The sequence below is a fragment of the Empedobacter sp. GD03797 genome (assembly GCF_029842105.1).
In the GTDB taxonomy this organism is placed as follows: domain Bacteria; phylum Bacteroidota; class Bacteroidia; order Flavobacteriales; family Weeksellaceae; genus Empedobacter; species Empedobacter falsenii_C.
This window is the reverse complement of sequence record NZ_JAOCFS010000039.1, coordinates 1-18,563: the sequence shown is the minus strand read 5'-3', so window position 1 is coordinate 18,563 and position 18,563 is coordinate 1. Positions and strand designations below refer to the sequence as shown.

Below are 18,563 nucleotides of genomic sequence, written 5' to 3'. Positions count from 1 at the left end.
GCAAATCGTAACAGAAATCAAAGAAGGAACTTACAAAAGCCAAATCCTGTACTTGCGCAAATCCTTAGAACAAGGAAAAATGGAACCATACGAAAAAGCAAAGAAATCATTACTAGCTTTTACACCAAGTGCAACATTTAAAGGAGGTAGAAAATTAGACTACCTCCAAAATTACAATCAAATAATCGTACTGGATATTGATAAAGTTGAGAAAAATAAGCTTGCCGAAATCAAACTAAAAGCGACAGAATTAAGTACAACATTTGTTGCATTTATCAGTCCATCAAACAACGGATTAAAGCTATTCATCAAGGTTTCAACGAACCAAGACGAACACAAAATACGTACAACATGGTCAAAGAATTTTACGAAAATGAGTTAGAAATCGAAATCGATAAATCCGGAAAAGACGTTACAAGATTATGTTTCTATTCTTATGATCCTGAAATCTATTTTAACCCAAACGCAGAAATTTTTCATTGTCATTCTGAACAAAATTGTCATTTCGAGCTTGTCGAGAAATCTAATCAAAACGATCTGGTCACTGAGCGAAGCCGAAGTGCAGAATCTAATAGCTCAAATCTAAATACTCCAGATCTATTATACGATAATTGCGTTAGATTCACAAAACAGAAGATGGATTATATCGAAGGAAACCGAAATAACTTTGTGCATCAATTAGCGTGTAATCTTAACAGAAAAGGTGTTGGTTATTCAGAAGCGTTAGGATTCATTTTATCCGATTACAATTACAACGAAATCGAAGTAATGAATGCAGTAAAAAGTGCGTACAACAATACTCACGAATTTGGTACAGATAAGGAGTATAAAACACCAAAAACAAAGGAAAAGACAAATCCGAAAAGTAGTACAACAAACGAGGAAGAAGTCGATGATGACGAAGAAAAACCTGCTGCCATAGAACGATTAGAAATGTTCCTTAATAAAAGGTACAACTTTAGGTACAACATTGTAACAGGAAAGTTGGAATACAAAAAGGTTCGCAACCAAATGTTTAAACCAATTACCGACTTTGTAGAAAACTCAATTCTTAGAGAAGTTCTAAAAGCTAAAGTCAAATGCAGCATTCAAGGATTACGCTATTTATTGATGTCGGATTATGTAGAACAATACGATCCATTCAAAGATTATTTTTTCAATTTACCGGAGATTAATCAAGAAGTAGATTACATTACCCAATTAGCCAATACGATTACCACAACCAATCAAGAATTGTGGTTAGAGTGTTTCAAAAAATGGTTTGTTGCCATGGTGGCTTGTGTCTTAAACGAGAAAATCGTCAATCAAACGGTAATAGTTTTCAGTGGAAAACAAGGAATAGGCAAAACAACGTGGATGGAAAAGTTAGTGCCAAAACCATTAAAAGATTATTTGTTTTCAGGCACGATTAATCCCAATAACAAAGACACATTAATTCATTTAGCAGAATGTATGCTCATCAACTTAGACGAGTTAGAAAACCTAAACAAAACCGAGATTGGATCACTAAAAGAAATCATTACAAAATCCCATATCCGAATGAGAAAAGCATACGGACACAACAACGAAACATTACCACGTAGAGCATCATTTGCAGGAAGTGTAAATACAGCTCAATTTTTAAATGATACAACAGGTTCTCGTAGATTCTTATGCTTTGAAGTCGAACACATTGAATATCATCACAACGTAAATCTTGATAACTGCTATAAACAAGCTTTGCATTTAATTGATCAAGGATTTAGATATTGGTTCAACAACGAAGAAATTAAAAACATCAACCAAAACAACGAACAATACCAAATCAAATCCCCAGAAGAAGAATTGTTACTAACTTGGTTCGAGAAAGCAGATAAAGAAACAGCCAATGCCTTTTTAAATGCAACTCAAATAGCCACAAGGTTAGCTTTTTTCAGTAACATCAATATTAATAGCGGAACAGTAAATCAATTGGGTAAAGCATTAAAGAAACACGGTTTTATGAGGATTTCTAAAAATGGTTCGTATGTATATGCAGTTAAAGAATTAGAATACGATCAAGTCCAAAAAATGAACAAAGAATTAGAGTAGAAATAAATTAATAATGGCATAATGATTTGTAGGCGAGTGTCAATCTTTTGAATGAAACGTAAAAATGTTTACCGACCAACGGGAGTGATTTAAACATTTTAGTGGAATGAAAAATTGATTGACCGTCGAAAATCGAAGCCTTGATTTTTTGGTTCGTTTTGGATCAAGCCAAAATGAACATATGATATTTTGATTCGTTTTTGTGTCAAGACAAAAATGAAAGTAAACAATTTTGTTTCGTTTTGGATCAATAAAAATAAATATTATAAAACAAATAATTCTAATATCTAACATCTAAAACCTCAATACTAGGTGCAAAAATCCCCTTACTTTTCCTTACTTTTTAAGTACTCAAAAAACGTTAAAATTTCATTGTAATACTCAAATATACATCGAATAACACCAAGTAAGGAAAGTAACCAAATTTGACCAAAAGAAAAAATTGTAAAATCACTCAAAACAAAAACTAGTAACATAAGCTAAAATTAAAGAAAAGGAGAACCACTGGTTCTCCTTATTGCGTTACTATCTTCGTTTGAAACAGTTTTTTCAGAAACTCAAAAAACAAAAAAATGTTTTTGCCGAAATTTGGTTACTTAGGTTACTTTTGTAAAATTGAAAAACTCTACAAAAAATATTTAACAAATAATTTGCAGGATAATTTTTTTTATACAACCTTTGTTGAAGTGAAATTTGAAACATTCTACAATGAAAAATTATGAAAAGGTAAAATTAAGAGATATTGCTTCATTTACTTTTGGTTTTCATACGAGTAAAATTGAAAGTCAAGGAATTATTTATCTACAAGCGCGTAATTTTAACGAGAATGGAAGTTATTTGAATAACGTAGATAAATATATTGAATTGAATGAAAACAAAGATGATGTACTCTTAAAAGATGGAGATGTTCTTTTTGTAGGTAAGGGGATGCGATTTTTTGCATATACATATAAACAAGAAATTGGTGAGGCTGTAGCATCATCTATTTTCTATATAATAAAAACGAATCGAGAGGCACTTTTACCAGATTATTTAGCCTGTATTCTTAATCATTCTAAAAGTCATAACTACTTTAACAGTATCGGAGCTGGTAGTTCTATTCCTTCTATTCGTAAAAGCGAATTAGCAGATTTCGAAATTAATCTTCCATCATTACAAGTACAACATAAAATTGTAGAAATGTATGATCTCCATAATAAAGAAATACAATTATTAGAACAACTAAAAGAAAAAAAGCAAGTAAGATTTAACCAATTAATTAACGAAATAACAAAATAAAAATATGGCATCAAAATTAACGCAACAAGAGATCAATAAAGTAGTATGGAAAGCATGTGATTCATTACGCCCGGTCATGGGAAGTGGTTCATATAAGGATTACATCTTAACATTGTTATTCGTAAAATATTTATCTGACGTTTGGAATGAAAAAGCAAACGATTTAAGAGCTAAATACGACGGAAACGAAGAGATGGTTAAGCGTCAATTAAAACGTGAACGTTTTGTATTACCTGAAGAAAGTTCTTTCGATTATCTTTTTGAGAATCGTAATGAAAATAACATTGGAGAGTTAATAGATATTGCGTTAACTAAATTAGAAGATGAAAACCGTTCAAAATTAGCTATGGTATTCCGTAGCATATCGTTCAATTCAGAAACTGCTTTTGGTCCTACAAAACAACGCAATCAAATTCTAAAAAATCTGCTTACAGATTTGAATGAGCTTAACTTACAACCTTCTCATTTAGAAAATAATGATGTTATTGGTGATAGCTATGAATATTTAATTTCCTTATTTGCAGGTGAAGCAGGTAAGAAAGCTGGTGAATTCTATACTCCATCAGAGGTAAGTACCTTATTAGCTAAATTAGTTGATCCACAACCAGGTAATCGTATTTGTGATCCGGCATGTGGTTCGGGTTCTTTATTGATTAAAGTTGCCAAAGAAATCGAAGGGAAAAATTATGCCTTATATGGTCAGGAGAACAACGGTTCTACTTGGGCACTTTCTCGTATGAATATGTTCTTGCACGAAGAAGATAATGCAGTAATAGAATGGGGTGATACATTAAACAATCCACAATTAAAAGAGGAAGATAGTTTAATGAAATTCGATATTGTAGTGGCTAATCCACCATTTTCACTAGACAAATGGGGAGCAGAAAACGCCGATGCAGATACATACAAACGCTTCCATCGTGGGGTTCCTCCAAAATCTAAAGGTGATTATGCGTTCATTTCTCACATGATAGAAACAACCTATCAAGATTCTGGAAAAGTTGGTGTTATTGTTCCGCATGGTGTATTATTTAGAGGAAGTAGCGAAGGTAAAATCCGCCAAAAGTTAATTGAAGAAAACATGTTAGAAGCTGTAATTGGTTTACCTGCCAACTTATTCTTTGGTACAGGTATTCCTGCGGCTATTCTTATTTTCAATAAAGCTAAAGGTTCTAATACCAATGTGTTGTTTATAGATGCAAGTGCAGAGTACGATTCTGGTAAAAATCAAAATAAATTAAGTGAAAAACACATCCAAAAGATAGTTGATGAATTTAAAAAATTCAAAGCTTTACCTGCTTTAGAAACAGAAAATGGAGAAGTACTTACCGATAAATTCTCTTACCGTGCAACCTTTGAAGATATTAAATCAAACGAGTTCAATTTAAATATTCCTCGTTACATCGATACATTTGAAGAAGAAGCCGAAGTAGACATCAAAGAAGTGAACAACGACATCAACCAACTTAAAAACAGTTTGACAGAAACAGAAGCTAAAATGCAAGCGTTTTTAAAGGAATTAAAGCTCATATAGATTAACCTACTTAAACCAAAAAACAACTATTTGGTTAGTAACTAGCGAATGGCATGGTGGTGGTGTAGAACACGGTAATTCAAAAAAATAATGAAAATACAATACATTTCAGATCTTCATTTAGAATCACATAACAACAGGATGTTTTTTGAAAAATATCCTGTTCAACCTTGTGCAGATTATTTAGTTCTTGCGGGCGATATTATACCATTAAACCAAATCGATCAAATTAATTTTTTCCTAGATCATATCAGTCAGGTATTTACTAAAGTATTTTGGATTCCTGGAAATCATGAATTTTATGGCTCAAATTACCAATCATATCAATCCTGTAATATTCCCATTCGAGAAAATGTATTTTTAATCAATAACCAATCGGTGTTACTAGAGGATTATGAATTGATTTGCTCTACTTTATGGTCTAATGTAGACCTAAACAAAAGATGGTTTTTACAATATCACATCAACGATTTTAAATACATTAAATACCAAAAGGATTATATAGATGCGTTAGATTATAATGCATTTCATATCGATGCCTTGAGTTTTTTGGAACGTACATTACAAAATACAAATCCCAGCAAAACCATCGTAGCAACACATCATTGCCCTATAATGTTATCCATTCCTGAACAAGAAAATTTCAGTTCTGTTTATGGATCTTCGTTAGAGGAGTTGATTATAAAATACCAACCACTGTATTGGATTTATGGTCATACACATACAGCCAATGAGATGATAAATATAAGGAACACGAGCTTACTTACCAATCAGTTGGATATAGCTTCAGAAATTAATTATTGCAATAAAACAATTGGTTTTTAAATTAGTAACACTTTTTCTGCATAATAACATTATATTTGTTATCGTGCAATTTTAATGTTAGTATTATGATTCAGCTAAAAAATTACATCAACGAAACGATAGGAATTCATTGCGAGGTAAGCCCTTTAAGCAAGAATATCCTTAATCAATTACCCATCTATTTGCGTAATGCTTATGGATGGTATGAGTTGTTGATGTTAAATAAAAAATTCGTCATTGCCTATGCAGAAACGGATGACGAGTTTACAATTGCAGCCATAGACACGCAACTAGCAAATATTGAAGAAAGAATTAATCAACCCATTATTCTTTGCGTGGACGAAATGGAAGCCTATAATCGTAAACGATTAATCGAAAAAAAACGAGCATTTATCGTACCGTTTAAGCAATTGTATATACCATACGTATTCATCGATTTTACAGAATACAGATACCAAACCAAAGGACGAACTGCACAAACCTTGCAACCTTTTGCGCAGGTATTAGTCATTGCACATTTGCTGAATACTAATAATCAATATACAATCGAAGATATTCCATTAAAAGAAATTGCAAACCAATTTCAGGTAAATACCATCAACGTTTCGCGTGCAGTCGAAAATTTAGCCGAATTAGAATTAATAGAAATCGTACAGCGTGGTCGTTATAAAATGTTCCAATTCAAATTCGATAGAAAAGCTTTGTGGGAAAAAGGGCTACAAAACAACATCTTTATCAATCCAATTTCTAAGGAGTATTTCGTAGAGTATAATTTTAATTGGAATTTACCATTATTAAAAGCAGGAGATACTGCCTTAACGGAGTACACCAATATAAATCCAAGCGATCAAATGGCTTTTGCTATAGATAATCAAACATTTAATTTAATTAAGAAGAATAACCAACCCAATACATTCAATGAATTTGGTGGAGAATATCTATTTCAAATATGGAAATACGATCCAAATTTCATTAACAGAATCAGTCAATCTGCATACGACAAGGTCGATCCCATTTCTTTATTCTTAACCTATAAAGACGATCAAGACGAACGTGTGCAAATGGAATTAGAACACTTAATCAATCGATTTATATGGTAAAAGGCATAGAACAATTTAAAGCATATTTTGCTGCATTTCCAGATAATTATATCATTATCGGTGGTACTGCTTGCGATATGATTATAGAAGATGAAGGATTAGTAGCTCGTGCCACAAAAGATATTGACATCATTTTAGTGGTAGAAGCTTTAAATCCGGAATTCTTAAAAAAATTTTGGCAATTTATAAAAGAGGGCAATTACAACCGAAAAGAAATAAGCAGCGACGAACGCCAATACTATCGATTTATGGATCCGGAAAACGAAGATTTTCCACAGCAGATAGAATTGTTTTCGCGTAAACCAGATTTGATTGAATTAGATCCTGAGATGCATCTAACGCCTATTCCGGCAGATGATGATTTAAGTAGCCTATCTGCCATTTTATTAGACGATATCTTCTACCAATTTATTAGAGAACATAGCGTGGTTGTGGCAGATGTGCATCGTGCAAATACAGAAGCTTTAATTGCTTTAAAGGCAAAAGCATATTTAGATATTACGGGGCGTATTGCTAATGGAAGCAAAGAAGACAGCAAACATCTGAAAAAGCATAAAAACGATTGCCTCAAATTAGCTTTGCTATTTACTGGAGAAGAACGCATTGAGTTGCCTCAACCCATCAAAGAGATGATGATAGATTTCCTTAAAATGATAAAAGAGGATTTGCCTACCCCCGATGTGTTTAAAGCAATGGGTATGAAAGGCGCTAAAAGCGAAGACGCACTACATGCAATAAAGTCTGTGTTTACGATTACAGATGATGACCTAGCATAAAAATATTACAACAATGACAAAAACAACACAATATAAAAATACTTCGATCGGACCTATCCCTACAGATTGGGAAGTAAAAGAATTTTTCAGTTTTACAAATCTTTCAAAAGAAAAATATACACCAAATGTCAACGAGGATTATAGATGTTTAGAATTGGAGCATTTTGAACAAGAGACAGGTACGATTAATGGGTGGGTTAATTCTTCAAATCAAAAAAGCACTAAAAATAAATTTAGAAAAGGAGATGTATTATTTGGGAAATTACGACCTTATTTAAGAAAATTTTGGTTGGCAGAATTTGACGGAGTCTGTTCAAGTGAAGTTTGGGTATTGAATTCTAATCAACAATTTTGTTCTAATGAATTTTTATTTAGATTAATGCAAACTGATTCTTTTATTTCGGTTTCAAATATTTCTTCAGGGTCTAAAATGCCGAGAGCGGATTGGAGTTATGTGTCCCAATTCCCATTCCCACTTCCCCCACTACCAGAGCAACAAAAAATTGCGGAAGTATTATCAACGTGGGACAAAGCGATCCAAGAAACCGATGCCATCATCAAAAAACTAGAAGCTAGAAATAAGGCGTTGGCAAATAAACTTTTCGAAGAAAATAATTGGCAAATAAATAAACTAAGTGACTTATTTGAACGTATTACAGATAAAAACAAAGAAGGTAATACAACTGTAACAACTATATCAGCGAAACACGGTTTTATTCTTCAAGAAGATTTTTTCAATAAAACAGTAGCGAGTAAAGATTTATCAAATTATTATTTGATAAATAAAGGTGATTTCTGCTATAATAAAAGTTATTCAAAAGATTACGATTGGGGAGTTGTAAAAAGATTGAACGACTTTGAAAAAGCTGTGGTTACTACTTTATATATCTGTTTTAGATTTAAAGATACATCTCAAAATTCAGATTTTTGGGAGCTTTATTTCGAAAATAAAATTTTAGATAAAGGTTTATCAAAAGTAGCTCAAGAAGGTGGTCGTGCACACGGTTTATTAAATGTGACTTCTGGAGATTTCTTTGGTATAAAAGTTAAAGTTCCTTCTTTAGATGAACAAAATGCCATCGCAGAAATCCTAAACACAGCTAACCAAGAAGTAAAACAATACCAACAAAAATTAGAGGCACTTAAACTTCAGAAAAAAGGATTAATGCAGCAATTATTAACCGGTAAAGTACGTACGGTATAACACTAAATAGGCTAGCACTAACATGAATATTAAAAGCTTAATCGAAGATATTATTGTGGGGATGGCGAATAACGAGCCATTAACAAATTTGGTAAGTAAAATTCAAGTCGTTTCTAAATTATTAAAGAACGAAGAATTCAAAACTTGGGTAGATAACGAATTTATCTATGGCTATAATACAGAAGATGATTTACCAGTGTATAGAAATATACATGTTTTAGCAGTAAAAGCAAGTTTTGTTCAGCATTTAGGTTTAGGTCTAATGAAGCAATACACAAATTTTGAAGTACCAATTTTAAATCTTGGTCCTGATAAATATAAAGAAGTAATGCAAATTCCTTTTAAAGAAACAATTGTAGCTTTAGATCAAATGATGCTTCAACAAAAGGGTAACATTCATTATTCATTAAATGGATATGAAAAATATTTAATTCAACAGAAAATACTACAAGATTGTGAAGTTAGTAACATATACAAAATTATATCGAGGTATAGTATAACTAATATCATTGATCAGGCTAAAGCAAAATTGTTAGACACTTTTATCGAATTAAACGATTCGGTTTTCAATAACGAAATAGATTTTAACCTAATGGAGAAAAAAGAAGACATTGCAAAAATTGTGCATCAAACTATCAATACTGGGGTGTACATAAGCGATAACTCATCGGCGAACATTCAAGACACGAATATCGTTGGTGGGACTAACAATAAGGTAGAATTCAATGAAAATTTTGAAGAAGACGTACTAAATCTTACAGCTAAAATTGAACAATTAGCAAAGGATTTAGATGAGGAAAGAGATGAAATTGCTTTCGAAATTAGTAAAATCAAATTAGCGTTAGAGAAGAAAGAATCTCCAAAAATAATAAAGTCAGCTTTCAATGCCATTAAAGGTATTGTAACAAACGTTGTATCTACCGAAATAACAAACCTCTTAACTACTGAATTACCTAAAATCAATTTTTAGTATGAAAGCAACCAACCAACAGAATAAAGAAATAGCAGATTTAATAGGAGAAGAATTAAATATCAAATTCGAACACAACGAACTATCCTTAAACGGATGGGGCGATGTAGACGATTACGCGATAGTTAACGAAAACAATTGGGTGTTATTAGAGTGCGAAAGCACTCAAAAACATCCCAACACCAATGTCTTAAAACTGTACCCTTTTTTAGAAGAAAATCCTAATTTAAATATTATCCTAATACACGTCTTCTTCAGCAACAACAAAGCGCCCAAAAACCGCATTAAACTATGCGATTTCATAGCAGGTAAAATGCAAAAAGAATTCGGAAAACGTTTTCAATACCATCGTAAAATGCTATAAATTTATTAACCATAAACTCTACAAAAAAAAACTATGAATCATAACAGACACAGAAAATATAAAATACTTTCACATCAAGAAAATTCTACCTGGATTACAGATGCAATTACAGATAAACCACAAAAATGTTTTTACTTAAACCATTCTATTGGAGAAGAAATTTATTTATACGAAAAAGAGTATAATAGTTTTACGAGCCGTATTAGGTTTGAATACAGTATTCTTAATTTGTATAAAATTGGTGAATCATACGAATTTAAAATTAATAAAGAAACCGATAAAGTATTAGTAATATCTAATTATGAATCTTTGGAATTTGGAATTCCAATATCATTTAAAGAAAAAGAAAATCAAACAACTATTACACTAGAGATTGATGATTTCGACTTGGATAATAATAAACTTAAATTTAAAAACAGAGTATACGAACCGGTTACTTATGAGATTGATTATTCTGATTTTGAAACAAATAAAATTTATAATATTCCAATTCTAGAAACCTATATTAATCGAAATGATAATTTATTTGCTAAAATAGAATTCAAAAACAAAGTATATTCAGTTAGTATTCCTTCTATTTTAAAAAATGCCGATTTAGGTAAATCCCTTCAAGTAACATTAGGCACTTTTAAGGATTCTAATACTCAAACTTTAAAACTTACAAGATATTCTATTGTTTCTAAATTGTTCACTATTGGTCAAGAAATTAATTTAGTTATTACTGAACAAGAATTTAATCAGGAAACAGGAATTACAAAATGGATATTAAAGGACCAATTTAATTTACGCCACAATTATTACCCATACAATGATTTAACGTTTAATAATGATTATAATAAACTGAATCAAGAGGATGAAATAAAATTAATTGTATTAAAAATAACTGACAATGGCTTCTTAACTCTTGTAAATGAATTAGCTGACTGGAGTAAAAATAATTATTTGATCGAAGATGTATTCGAAGAAATTGGATATGCAGACAAAGAAGACGAATATTTTTTCAAGAATAAAGATTTTTTAACTAATGATGAAAATGATATAGAAACGGGTAACAACAGTTCTTATATCGATCAATATAACGAAGGAGAAAATTTATGGGTTTTCTCGTACTTAGCTAACTTAGATATTGAAATTTATACGGAGTTAGAAAAAGAAAATTACGAAAGAAGTCTTTCTCTTGTTGATATCTATATCAAACTTGAATATTGGATTTTAGAAGGTTCGAATTACCTTTTAAATTTCAGTGAATTTAGAAGGCCTGATATCATTCGTAAAGCTGAATCTAAAATTGAAAAATTAGAGGCTTTAGCTGAGGCCATTAATATATATTTACAAGGGGAAGATCAAAAGTATTTAGAAGATATTAAAGAAAGTTTAGCTCGTACCCCATACCTGAATCAAAAGAAAAAAAATATCCTAAAACAGATTATTAATATTTCTCAGTATTTTAATTCAGATGCAAATAGTCTGATTTACGATACGATTATTCTAATGATTAAACATGGTTTTTTTGAAGATTATGAAAGGTATTCTTATGCAAAATCAATTATAGAAAAAATTAACAGACTTCGCGATAAAGTTTTAGATGGTTTTAATGATGATGATTCTGAAGAAAGTCAACTAAACCTTCAATCATTAATTTCGAATCAATATTTAGTCGTAATTCTTAATTCATATTCTAATGAGAATATGAATGCAACGTATAGTTCGATTAATTACCTAAGATATTTAGCAATTTATCATAAAGATATAAGGTTGTTAGATTTAGCAATTTATCTTATAGTTCACAGAGCGTATTTAGAACCTAATGTGTATAAACACAACAATGCGTTTGATATTTCTTATGAAGAATTTTTTGGAATGATTAGATATCCAGAAAATCAGAAATTAATGTACGTAAAATCAGGGATGTTATTATTTGAGGATAATCATCTGAAAATTTTACCAAACAATATTAATAAAGTTAGAAGTGCAAAAAAATTAAAAGATTCAAATAAAATTCTTTTAGATAATTATCAAAATCTAAATATTTCTGTTTTATCTAAGTTTGAATTTGATGTCATTCATGAAAATAATAGTGAACTTGATAATTTAAATACGATTCTTAAAATACTTAATTATAAAAACGAAGTAATAAAACCTGATTTTATAATAGACGGTAAAAAGATATATAGTGGTCGAATTACGTCTATAGGCATTTATAATGAATATTGTTTTTTAAAATTAAAAATAGAGGGCGAAGAGTTTAACACAATTCTTCATATCAATACTATTCATAAATCAAGAATTTTAAATAACATCAATATGTTTTTTAAAATGCACGATAAAATACAATTTGAAATTACAGAATTTAAAGACAATCGATATTCAATTTCACCTCAAATTCTTTTGACGGATTATGTCAATAAAAATTTCACTGAAGAAACAATTCAAATAGGTCAAATATTAAATATTTATGAAGGTAGAGCGTATTTAATTACTGAAAAAGGTTGGCCGGTTATAATTTTTGATTCAGGTTTTAAAATTGGTGATTTTGTATCAGTAAACATCAAAGAATTCAACGAAGTTTATCAAAATTTTTTAGCAGAAGATGCTGTTTATACGGATCAAAAATTTGATGAAGATCCTCAAGATTTATTTAGAAATTTTCTAATTCAAGCGGGTGTTATTTTTAGAAATCCTATTAGCTCTAAGAAGATTGATAATGAAGATATTGATACTGACGATGTGGTAGAAGAAGTAGTTTACAATAATAAAATAAAAAATCTAGGTTCTTTATTAATTCAATGTCTTGAACAAAGATTATTCTACTTAAATAGTTCTGTTGATACCATCATCCATTATTATTTAATTATTGCGATCAGTGAAATTATTAAAACGGATAAAACGGATAATTATAAAAACAAATTACTTAAGCTAGCAGAAATTATTAAGCTAAAAGATAATGAAATCCAAGGAGGTATATTAGATATTGATGATTTAAATACTATTGATTTAGTTAATGTTTCGGACGATAGTGGTATTAATCTAATTAAGTTTTTTAATACTAAATATCTTGAAATTCCTTTAGATATCCATAGTAATGATGAATTGTATACGCTTAAAAAACTGATTGAATCTTACAATTTGTTTTTGAAGTTAGACAGTGATAAAGAGGTCTTAGAATACATTAAAAAGTCTATAATTCAACAGTTATACATTTCAAATATTCCGAATTGGAATAAAAACAACATAGAATTTGTTTTAAAAGATACTTATATAACGGATGATTCTGAAAAGAAAACAGAAGTTGTGATAACTAATCTAGGTTCTGAATCAAAAAATCAAGAATTTAAAACTTCTATTTTTTATTCAGCTTCTGAAGAACCTCAAGAAAAAATAATTTTAAAAACGATAGCAGGTTTTTTAAATTCTTATGATACAGGTGGTTCTTTATTTATAGGAGTTAATGATTCTGGTGATATTGTAGGTATAAAAAATGATTTGAATTTTTCTAATACGATCAAAACTTTAGATCAATACCAAAATCACATTCAATCGTTAATAGCTGCGGTATTCCCTAAAGAAATAAACGCCTTGATTGATTATAAATTCCATAAAACTGGAATATTAGATTATTTAGAAATTATTATTCCTAAATACGAAAAACCGATTGCTTTAGATAATGAATTTTACCAACGTCAAGGGGTTCAAACCCGAATATTAAAAGGGGATGATGTTGTTGATTTTATTTTTAGAAAAAGTAACATATCGAATAATAAAATAAACCAAAATAATAGTTTTTCAAGTGATAAGGAAAGTACTGAAATAGTAAGTTTTGATACTGATGCAACTATTGATATTGATTTTTACCAGGACATAAAAAATATTGGGCTTAAACAAGAAGAAACAAATAGTAGTTATTCAGAAAAAATACTTGGTATTATGTATATTTTTGAAGATAGTACGTACATGATTTCGTCTAACGAATTGATTGATGAACCGTACATGTTTAAAATTGAAATTTCTGAAAAACATAAATATGGTAGTATATTAATGTGCTACGATAATGCTTGTATTAATCGTATGGAAGTTAGAAGTGTCTTGAATAAAACGTTTAACAAAAAATATAGGAACGCCATTAGTTCTTATGGTAATTTAATGGCTGTTAAACCTTCTTTACCAAGTGACGAAATAGCTATTGAAATTAAAAGGTTTGATAAGCGTTATTTAAAAATTTACAGTATAAATAAAATAACAGAACATACAATTATTGGTCTGAAAGGAAATTGTATTGTACAAGAAGATTTTGACCAAGTAGTAAAATATTATCATAAAGATAAATTTGATAGAAGGTTTGAAAGTTTTAGAAGAGATTCAAGGCAAGGATTAGGTGCTGAATTGGATATCAAATCAAATCTATATGAACTATTAATAAATACTAAAAGATAATGTTATGACACCATCATACCAAGAAGATCACATCAGTCAAATCCCAGCCATTCAATTATTGATGAAGCTGGGGTACAAATATATTTCACCAGAACAAGCTTTAGTTTTAAGAGATAACCGTACCAGCAATGTGTTATTAACTCCGATTCTTAAAGAGCAATTAGCTAAGATCAATAGTATTAATTACAAAGGCGAAAAACATCCATTTTCTGATGCAAATATAAACTTGGCTATAAATGAGGTAAAAGATTTACCCATTCATTTAGGATATATTAATGCCAATCAACATTTTTATGACTTAATAACGTTAGGTAAATCTTTTGAGCAAACCATTAATGGTGATCGCAAGAGTTTTTCATTTAAATATATCGATTGGGAAAAACCTGAAAACAACATTTTTCATGTTTCAGAAGAGTTTGCAGTAACGCGTTCCAATCGTTCAGACACGTATAGACCAGATATTGTTTTGTTTGTCAACGGATTGCCTTTAGGTATCATTGAATGTAAATCCAATGCAATAAAATCTCCTATTGATGAAGCGATTTCTCAGAATTTAAGAAATCAAAAAGAGGATGGCATTCGTGATTTGTATGTGTACTCTAATTTAGTGATGGGATTAGCTGTTAATGAAGCTAAATACGCAACTACAGGTACGCCAAAAGAATTCTGGAACGTTTGGATTGAAAAATTTACTAAAAAATATACGGAACAAGAATTTCTTCAAGAGTTAAATAATATAAAGCAAGCTACATTACCTAATGATGAGCGTACTGAAATATTTAAAACAAGATATGCAGCTACTTTTAAACGTTTTAATGAATTAGAAAAAGATGTTGTAATGCTTACAGAACAAGACAAAATGATCTATTCAATTTGTCGTCCTGAACGTTTCTTAGAATTAATGTATCAGTATATTTTATACGATGATGGTATTAAAAAAATAGCACGTTACCAACAGTATTTCGGTATCAAAAAAACGATCAAAAGAATTGAAAAAGTAGGTACTGATGGTAAGCGTCGTGGAGGTGTTATTTGGCATACGCAAGGTAGTGGAAAATCATTGACTATGGCGATGCTTGCTCAAATGATTGCTTTAAATAAAAACATTAAAAATCCTAAAATTGTTTTAGTTACAGACCGTATCGACCTAAACGATCAAATTACAGATACGTTTAAAAAATGTAAAATTGATGTAGTCGAAGCTTCTACGGGTAAACATTTAATCGATTTGTTAAACAGTTCATCTGATGCTGTAATTACAACCATCATAAACAAGTTTAAAGCAGCAGTTGCAAAAGCACCTGAAGGTTTTACTTCTTCTGAAATATTTGTATTGATTGATGAGGGGCATCGTAGTCAATACGGTACCTTCAACGTAAAAATGCAAAAAACGTTTCCTAATGCTTGTTTTATTGCGTTTACAGGAACTCCTTTGATGAAGTCTGAAAAGGATACAGCTAAAAAATTCGGAGGCGTTATCGATGAGTACACCATTAAAGATGCAGTTGAAGATGGAGCGGTATTGCCTTTGTTTTATGAAGGGCGTCACAACGACATCACTGTAAACGAAAAGCCTTTAGATAATTATTTTGAAAAAGTTTCTGAACCTTTAACCAAATATGGTAAAGCAAGTTTAAAAAGAAAATTCAGTTCTAAAAACACGATTAATAAATCTGATCAAGTAATTTATGATCGAGCTTGGGATATTTCAGATCATTTTACTGAATTCATACAAGGTACTGGTTTTAAAGCACAGTTAGTAGCTCCAAATAAAACCACCGCCATTATGTACCATAATTATTTAAAGGAGATTGGTAAAGTAACTTCAGAAGTTGTAATCTCAGCTCCTGATAGCCGCAAAGATAATGACGATGCTTATGTTGAAAACGAAGACGTAGTGCAGAAGTTTTATAAAGCAATGATTGATAAGTACGGTAATCATAAAGATTATGAAGAAAATATCATCAAATCATTCAAAAAACAAGAACATCCCGAAATTATCATTGTGGTTGATAAATTATTAACAGGGTTTGATGCGCCTATAAATCGTGTATTGTACTTAACACGTAATTTAAAAGATCATACCTTATTGCAAGCGATAGCAAGGGTTAATCGTGTACACGAAGGAAAAGATTATGGGTTAATCATCGACTATTACGGAAACTTAGAAAATTTAGACAAAGCTATCGAAGATTATTCTGGGGATAATGAGTTAGATAAAGAAGACGTAAAAGGTTCTGTTACCAATGTAAACGAATTAATAAATCAATTGCCTCAAGCATATTCAGAATTATGGGATGTTTTTAAAACAGTAAAGAATAAGTTTGATACAGAAGCTTATGCTGTTTTATTAGGTGATGAAGAAATGCGCCATACATTTTACGAAAAATTATCTAAGTTTCTTCGTTTGTTTAATTTAGCGATGTCTACCGTACAGTTCAATGATAGTAAAAATGATGAAATCATTGAAAAATACAAAAAAGAAAGCAAGTTCTTTATCCAATTGCGCATCGATGTTAAGAGAAGATATTTTGATGATATTGATTATAAAGAATATGAAAAGCAAGTTCAAAAATTAATTGATAAACACATTGTTACAGATGGTGAAGTATTAAAAATTACCCAACCTATAGATATTTTTAATAAACAACAACGTGATGATGAAGTAGAAAAGTTAATTGGTAGTGCAGCTAAAGCAGATCATATTGCTTCGCGTACATCAAAAGGGATTAGCATTAAAATGCAAGAAGATCCTATTTTCTATACTAAGTTGTCAGATTTAATTAAGCAAACCATTCAAGAATACAAGCAAAGTAGAATTAATGAGGCTGAATACTTAAACAGAATCAAGGATATTGAAAATACGTTTATTAATGGTAAGCAAGACAATGTACCGAAAAGTATTGTAGATAATAAGATTGCGATTGCATTTTATAATTTCATAAATGATAAATTATCAGAGCATTTAAAAGATAATAATCAAAATGCGGATATTGCTTTAGAGGTAAGATCTTTAATTGAAGGGGTTGTTTTAGAGGGTGACAAACCAATTGTAGATTGGAAATCAAATGCTGATTTAGAAAAGAAAATTTGGAATGAATTAGACGATTATTTCTATGGTATTTCCTTACAATTAGAGCAAAACATTCCTTTTGATATAATTGATGCTTTTATAGAAGAAGTGATAAAAATTGCTAAAAAACAAATGGATTAATGGATAGGATTGAATATAGATATGGGAGTAAGACGATTGAAGCAGAGGTTTTATATTCAAATAGAAAAACATTAGATTTAAGAGTGTTTCCGGAAGGGAATGTACAAATTACAGCTCCTATAAATGCTACCTTAGAAACAATATTGGAAAAAGTGAAACCTAAATCTAAATGGATTATTGATCAGCAAAAAACGTTTGAATTATACAGACCATTTTCATCGGATAAAATTTATAAACCTGGAGAAACGCATCGATATTTAGGTCGTCAATATAAATTGAAAATAACTAAAAAAGAGAAAGGCTACAATACAATTTCATTAGCTAAAGGATTGATGCATATTGAAACAACAAAAGAGGATGTAGAACCAATTATTACAAAATTCTATAAATCAAAAGCTGATGTTGTTTTCTCGGAATTATTACAAAAATTATTAGAAGAGTTCCCAAGGTTTAAAGAATATGAAATTTCATTAAGTCACAAATTTTTAAAAAAACGTTGGGGAAGTTGCACAACAAATGGAAATATTTTATTGAACACAGAACTAATTAAAGCAAGTAAAATTTGTATTGAGTATGTTATTCTTCACGAATTATGTCATTTAATTCACCCGAATCACTCAAAGGAATTTTATAACCTATTAACAGACTTCCTTCCTAATTGGCAAAAAATAAAGCACAAATTAGAGACGACATTAGCTTAAAAGTTTACACAACAAAATTATACATCAGGTAGTTATTGATAGCCAGCCATACACATACGCCTATTTGCAAAGTTTGTAAGTGTACAGGGCAACAACAAAAAAGCAACTGCGGTTCCA

The 18,563-nt window shown here is 30.2% G+C and carries 12 protein-coding genes and 1 pseudogene; all 13 read left to right on the top strand.

The genetic code is table 11. The annotated features are described in order from the left end of the window. Positions 1-79 precede the first annotated feature (79 nt). Positions 80-396 (top strand): annotated as a pseudogene (locus N5D90_RS17140) (BT4734/BF3469 family protein); the annotation flags it as partial. 240 nt (positions 397-636) lie between these two features. Further along, a complete protein-coding gene (locus N5D90_RS16085; RefSeq protein WP_347881117.1) occupies positions 637-2,070 on the top strand; it encodes a VapE domain-containing protein in 1,434 nt (477 codons plus the stop codon). A gap of 693 nt (positions 2,071-2,763) precedes the next feature. Continuing rightward, positions 2,764-3,348: a restriction endonuclease subunit S gene (locus N5D90_RS16080; protein ID WP_219035300.1), complete on the top strand. Its 585-nt coding sequence runs from the start codon at positions 2,764-2,766 to the stop codon at positions 3,346-3,348. A gap of 4 nt (positions 3,349-3,352) precedes the next feature. Continuing rightward, positions 3,353-4,882, top strand: coding sequence for a type I restriction-modification system subunit M (locus N5D90_RS16075; protein WP_280063284.1), 1,530 nt, complete (start codon positions 3,353-3,355; stop codon positions 4,880-4,882). A gap of 90 nt (positions 4,883-4,972) precedes the next feature. Then, positions 4,973-5,707: a metallophosphoesterase gene (locus tag N5D90_RS16070; RefSeq protein ID WP_280063283.1), complete on the top strand. Its 735-nt coding sequence runs from the start codon at positions 4,973-4,975 to the stop codon at positions 5,705-5,707. 65 nt (positions 5,708-5,772) lie between these two features. Continuing rightward, positions 5,773-6,786: a hypothetical protein gene (locus N5D90_RS16065; protein ID WP_280063281.1), complete on the top strand. Its 1,014-nt coding sequence runs from the start codon at positions 5,773-5,775 to the stop codon at positions 6,784-6,786. After that, positions 6,780-7,562 carry a hypothetical protein gene (locus tag N5D90_RS16060; RefSeq protein ID WP_280063280.1) on the top strand — a complete coding sequence of 261 codons (783 nt, stop codon included), beginning with the start codon at positions 6,780-6,782 and terminating at the stop codon, positions 7,560-7,562. Before N5D90_RS16065 ends, N5D90_RS16060 begins: the two co-directional genes overlap by 7 nt. Before the next feature lie 13 nt (positions 7,563-7,575). After that, positions 7,576-8,766 (top strand): restriction endonuclease subunit S, encoded by a 1,191-nt coding sequence (locus N5D90_RS16055; RefSeq protein ID WP_280063279.1) that lies wholly within the window; start codon positions 7,576-7,578, stop codon positions 8,764-8,766. Positions 8,767-8,788: 22 nt separating this feature from the next. Further along, the gene (locus tag N5D90_RS16050; protein WP_280063277.1) at positions 8,789-9,736 is read left to right on the top strand and encodes a hypothetical protein; all 948 of its coding nucleotides are present in this window, start codon (positions 8,789-8,791) and stop codon (positions 9,734-9,736) included. 1 nt (position 9,737) lies between these two features. Further along, complete coding sequence (locus N5D90_RS16045; RefSeq protein ID WP_280063276.1) at positions 9,738-10,100, top strand: hypothetical protein; 363 nt, start codon at positions 9,738-9,740, stop codon at positions 10,098-10,100. A 33-nt stretch (positions 10,101-10,133) separates the two neighbouring features. Next, positions 10,134-14,531, top strand: a complete 4,398-nt coding sequence (locus N5D90_RS16040) for an ATP-binding protein (protein WP_280063274.1) — start codon at positions 10,134-10,136, stop codon at positions 14,529-14,531. A 4-nt stretch (positions 14,532-14,535) separates the two neighbouring features. After that, positions 14,536-17,745, top strand: a complete 3,210-nt coding sequence (locus N5D90_RS16035; RefSeq protein WP_280063273.1) for a type I restriction endonuclease subunit R — start codon at positions 14,536-14,538, stop codon at positions 17,743-17,745. Further along, entirely contained in the window at positions 17,745-18,446 is a 702-nt protein-coding gene (locus N5D90_RS16030) for a SprT family zinc-dependent metalloprotease (RefSeq protein ID WP_280063271.1), read from the top strand. Before N5D90_RS16035 ends, N5D90_RS16030 begins: the two co-directional genes overlap by 1 nt. The last annotated feature ends 117 nt before the right edge of the window (positions 18,447-18,563 follow it).

Excerpts from the sequence above, each read along its gene's own strand:
- N5D90_RS16035 (WP_280063273.1), top strand. The coding sequence starts at position 14,536 with ATGACACCATCATACCAAGAAGATCACATCAGTCAAATCCCAGCCATT.
- N5D90_RS16055 (WP_280063279.1), top strand. The coding sequence starts at position 7,576 with ATGACAAAAACAACACAATATAAAAATACTTCGATCGGACCTATCCCT.
- N5D90_RS16065 (WP_280063281.1), top strand. The coding sequence starts at position 5,773 with ATGATTCAGCTAAAAAATTACATCAACGAAACGATAGGAATTCATTGC.
- N5D90_RS16060 (WP_280063280.1), top strand. The coding sequence starts at position 6,780 with ATGGTAAAAGGCATAGAACAATTTAAAGCATATTTTGCTGCATTTCCA.
- N5D90_RS16070 (WP_280063283.1), top strand. The coding sequence starts at position 4,973 with ATGAAAATACAATACATTTCAGATCTTCATTTAGAATCACATAACAAC.
- N5D90_RS16050 (WP_280063277.1), top strand. The coding sequence starts at position 8,789 with ATGAATATTAAAAGCTTAATCGAAGATATTATTGTGGGGATGGCGAAT.
- N5D90_RS16045 (WP_280063276.1), top strand. The coding sequence starts at position 9,738 with ATGAAAGCAACCAACCAACAGAATAAAGAAATAGCAGATTTAATAGGA.
- N5D90_RS16075 (WP_280063284.1), top strand. The coding sequence starts at position 3,353 with ATGGCATCAAAATTAACGCAACAAGAGATCAATAAAGTAGTATGGAAA.
- N5D90_RS16030 (WP_280063271.1), top strand. The coding sequence starts at position 17,745 with ATGGATAGGATTGAATATAGATATGGGAGTAAGACGATTGAAGCAGAG.
- N5D90_RS16085 (WP_347881117.1), top strand. The coding sequence starts at position 637 with ATGGATTATATCGAAGGAAACCGAAATAACTTTGTGCATCAATTAGCG.
- N5D90_RS16040 (WP_280063274.1), top strand. The coding sequence starts at position 10,134 with ATGAATCATAACAGACACAGAAAATATAAAATACTTTCACATCAAGAA.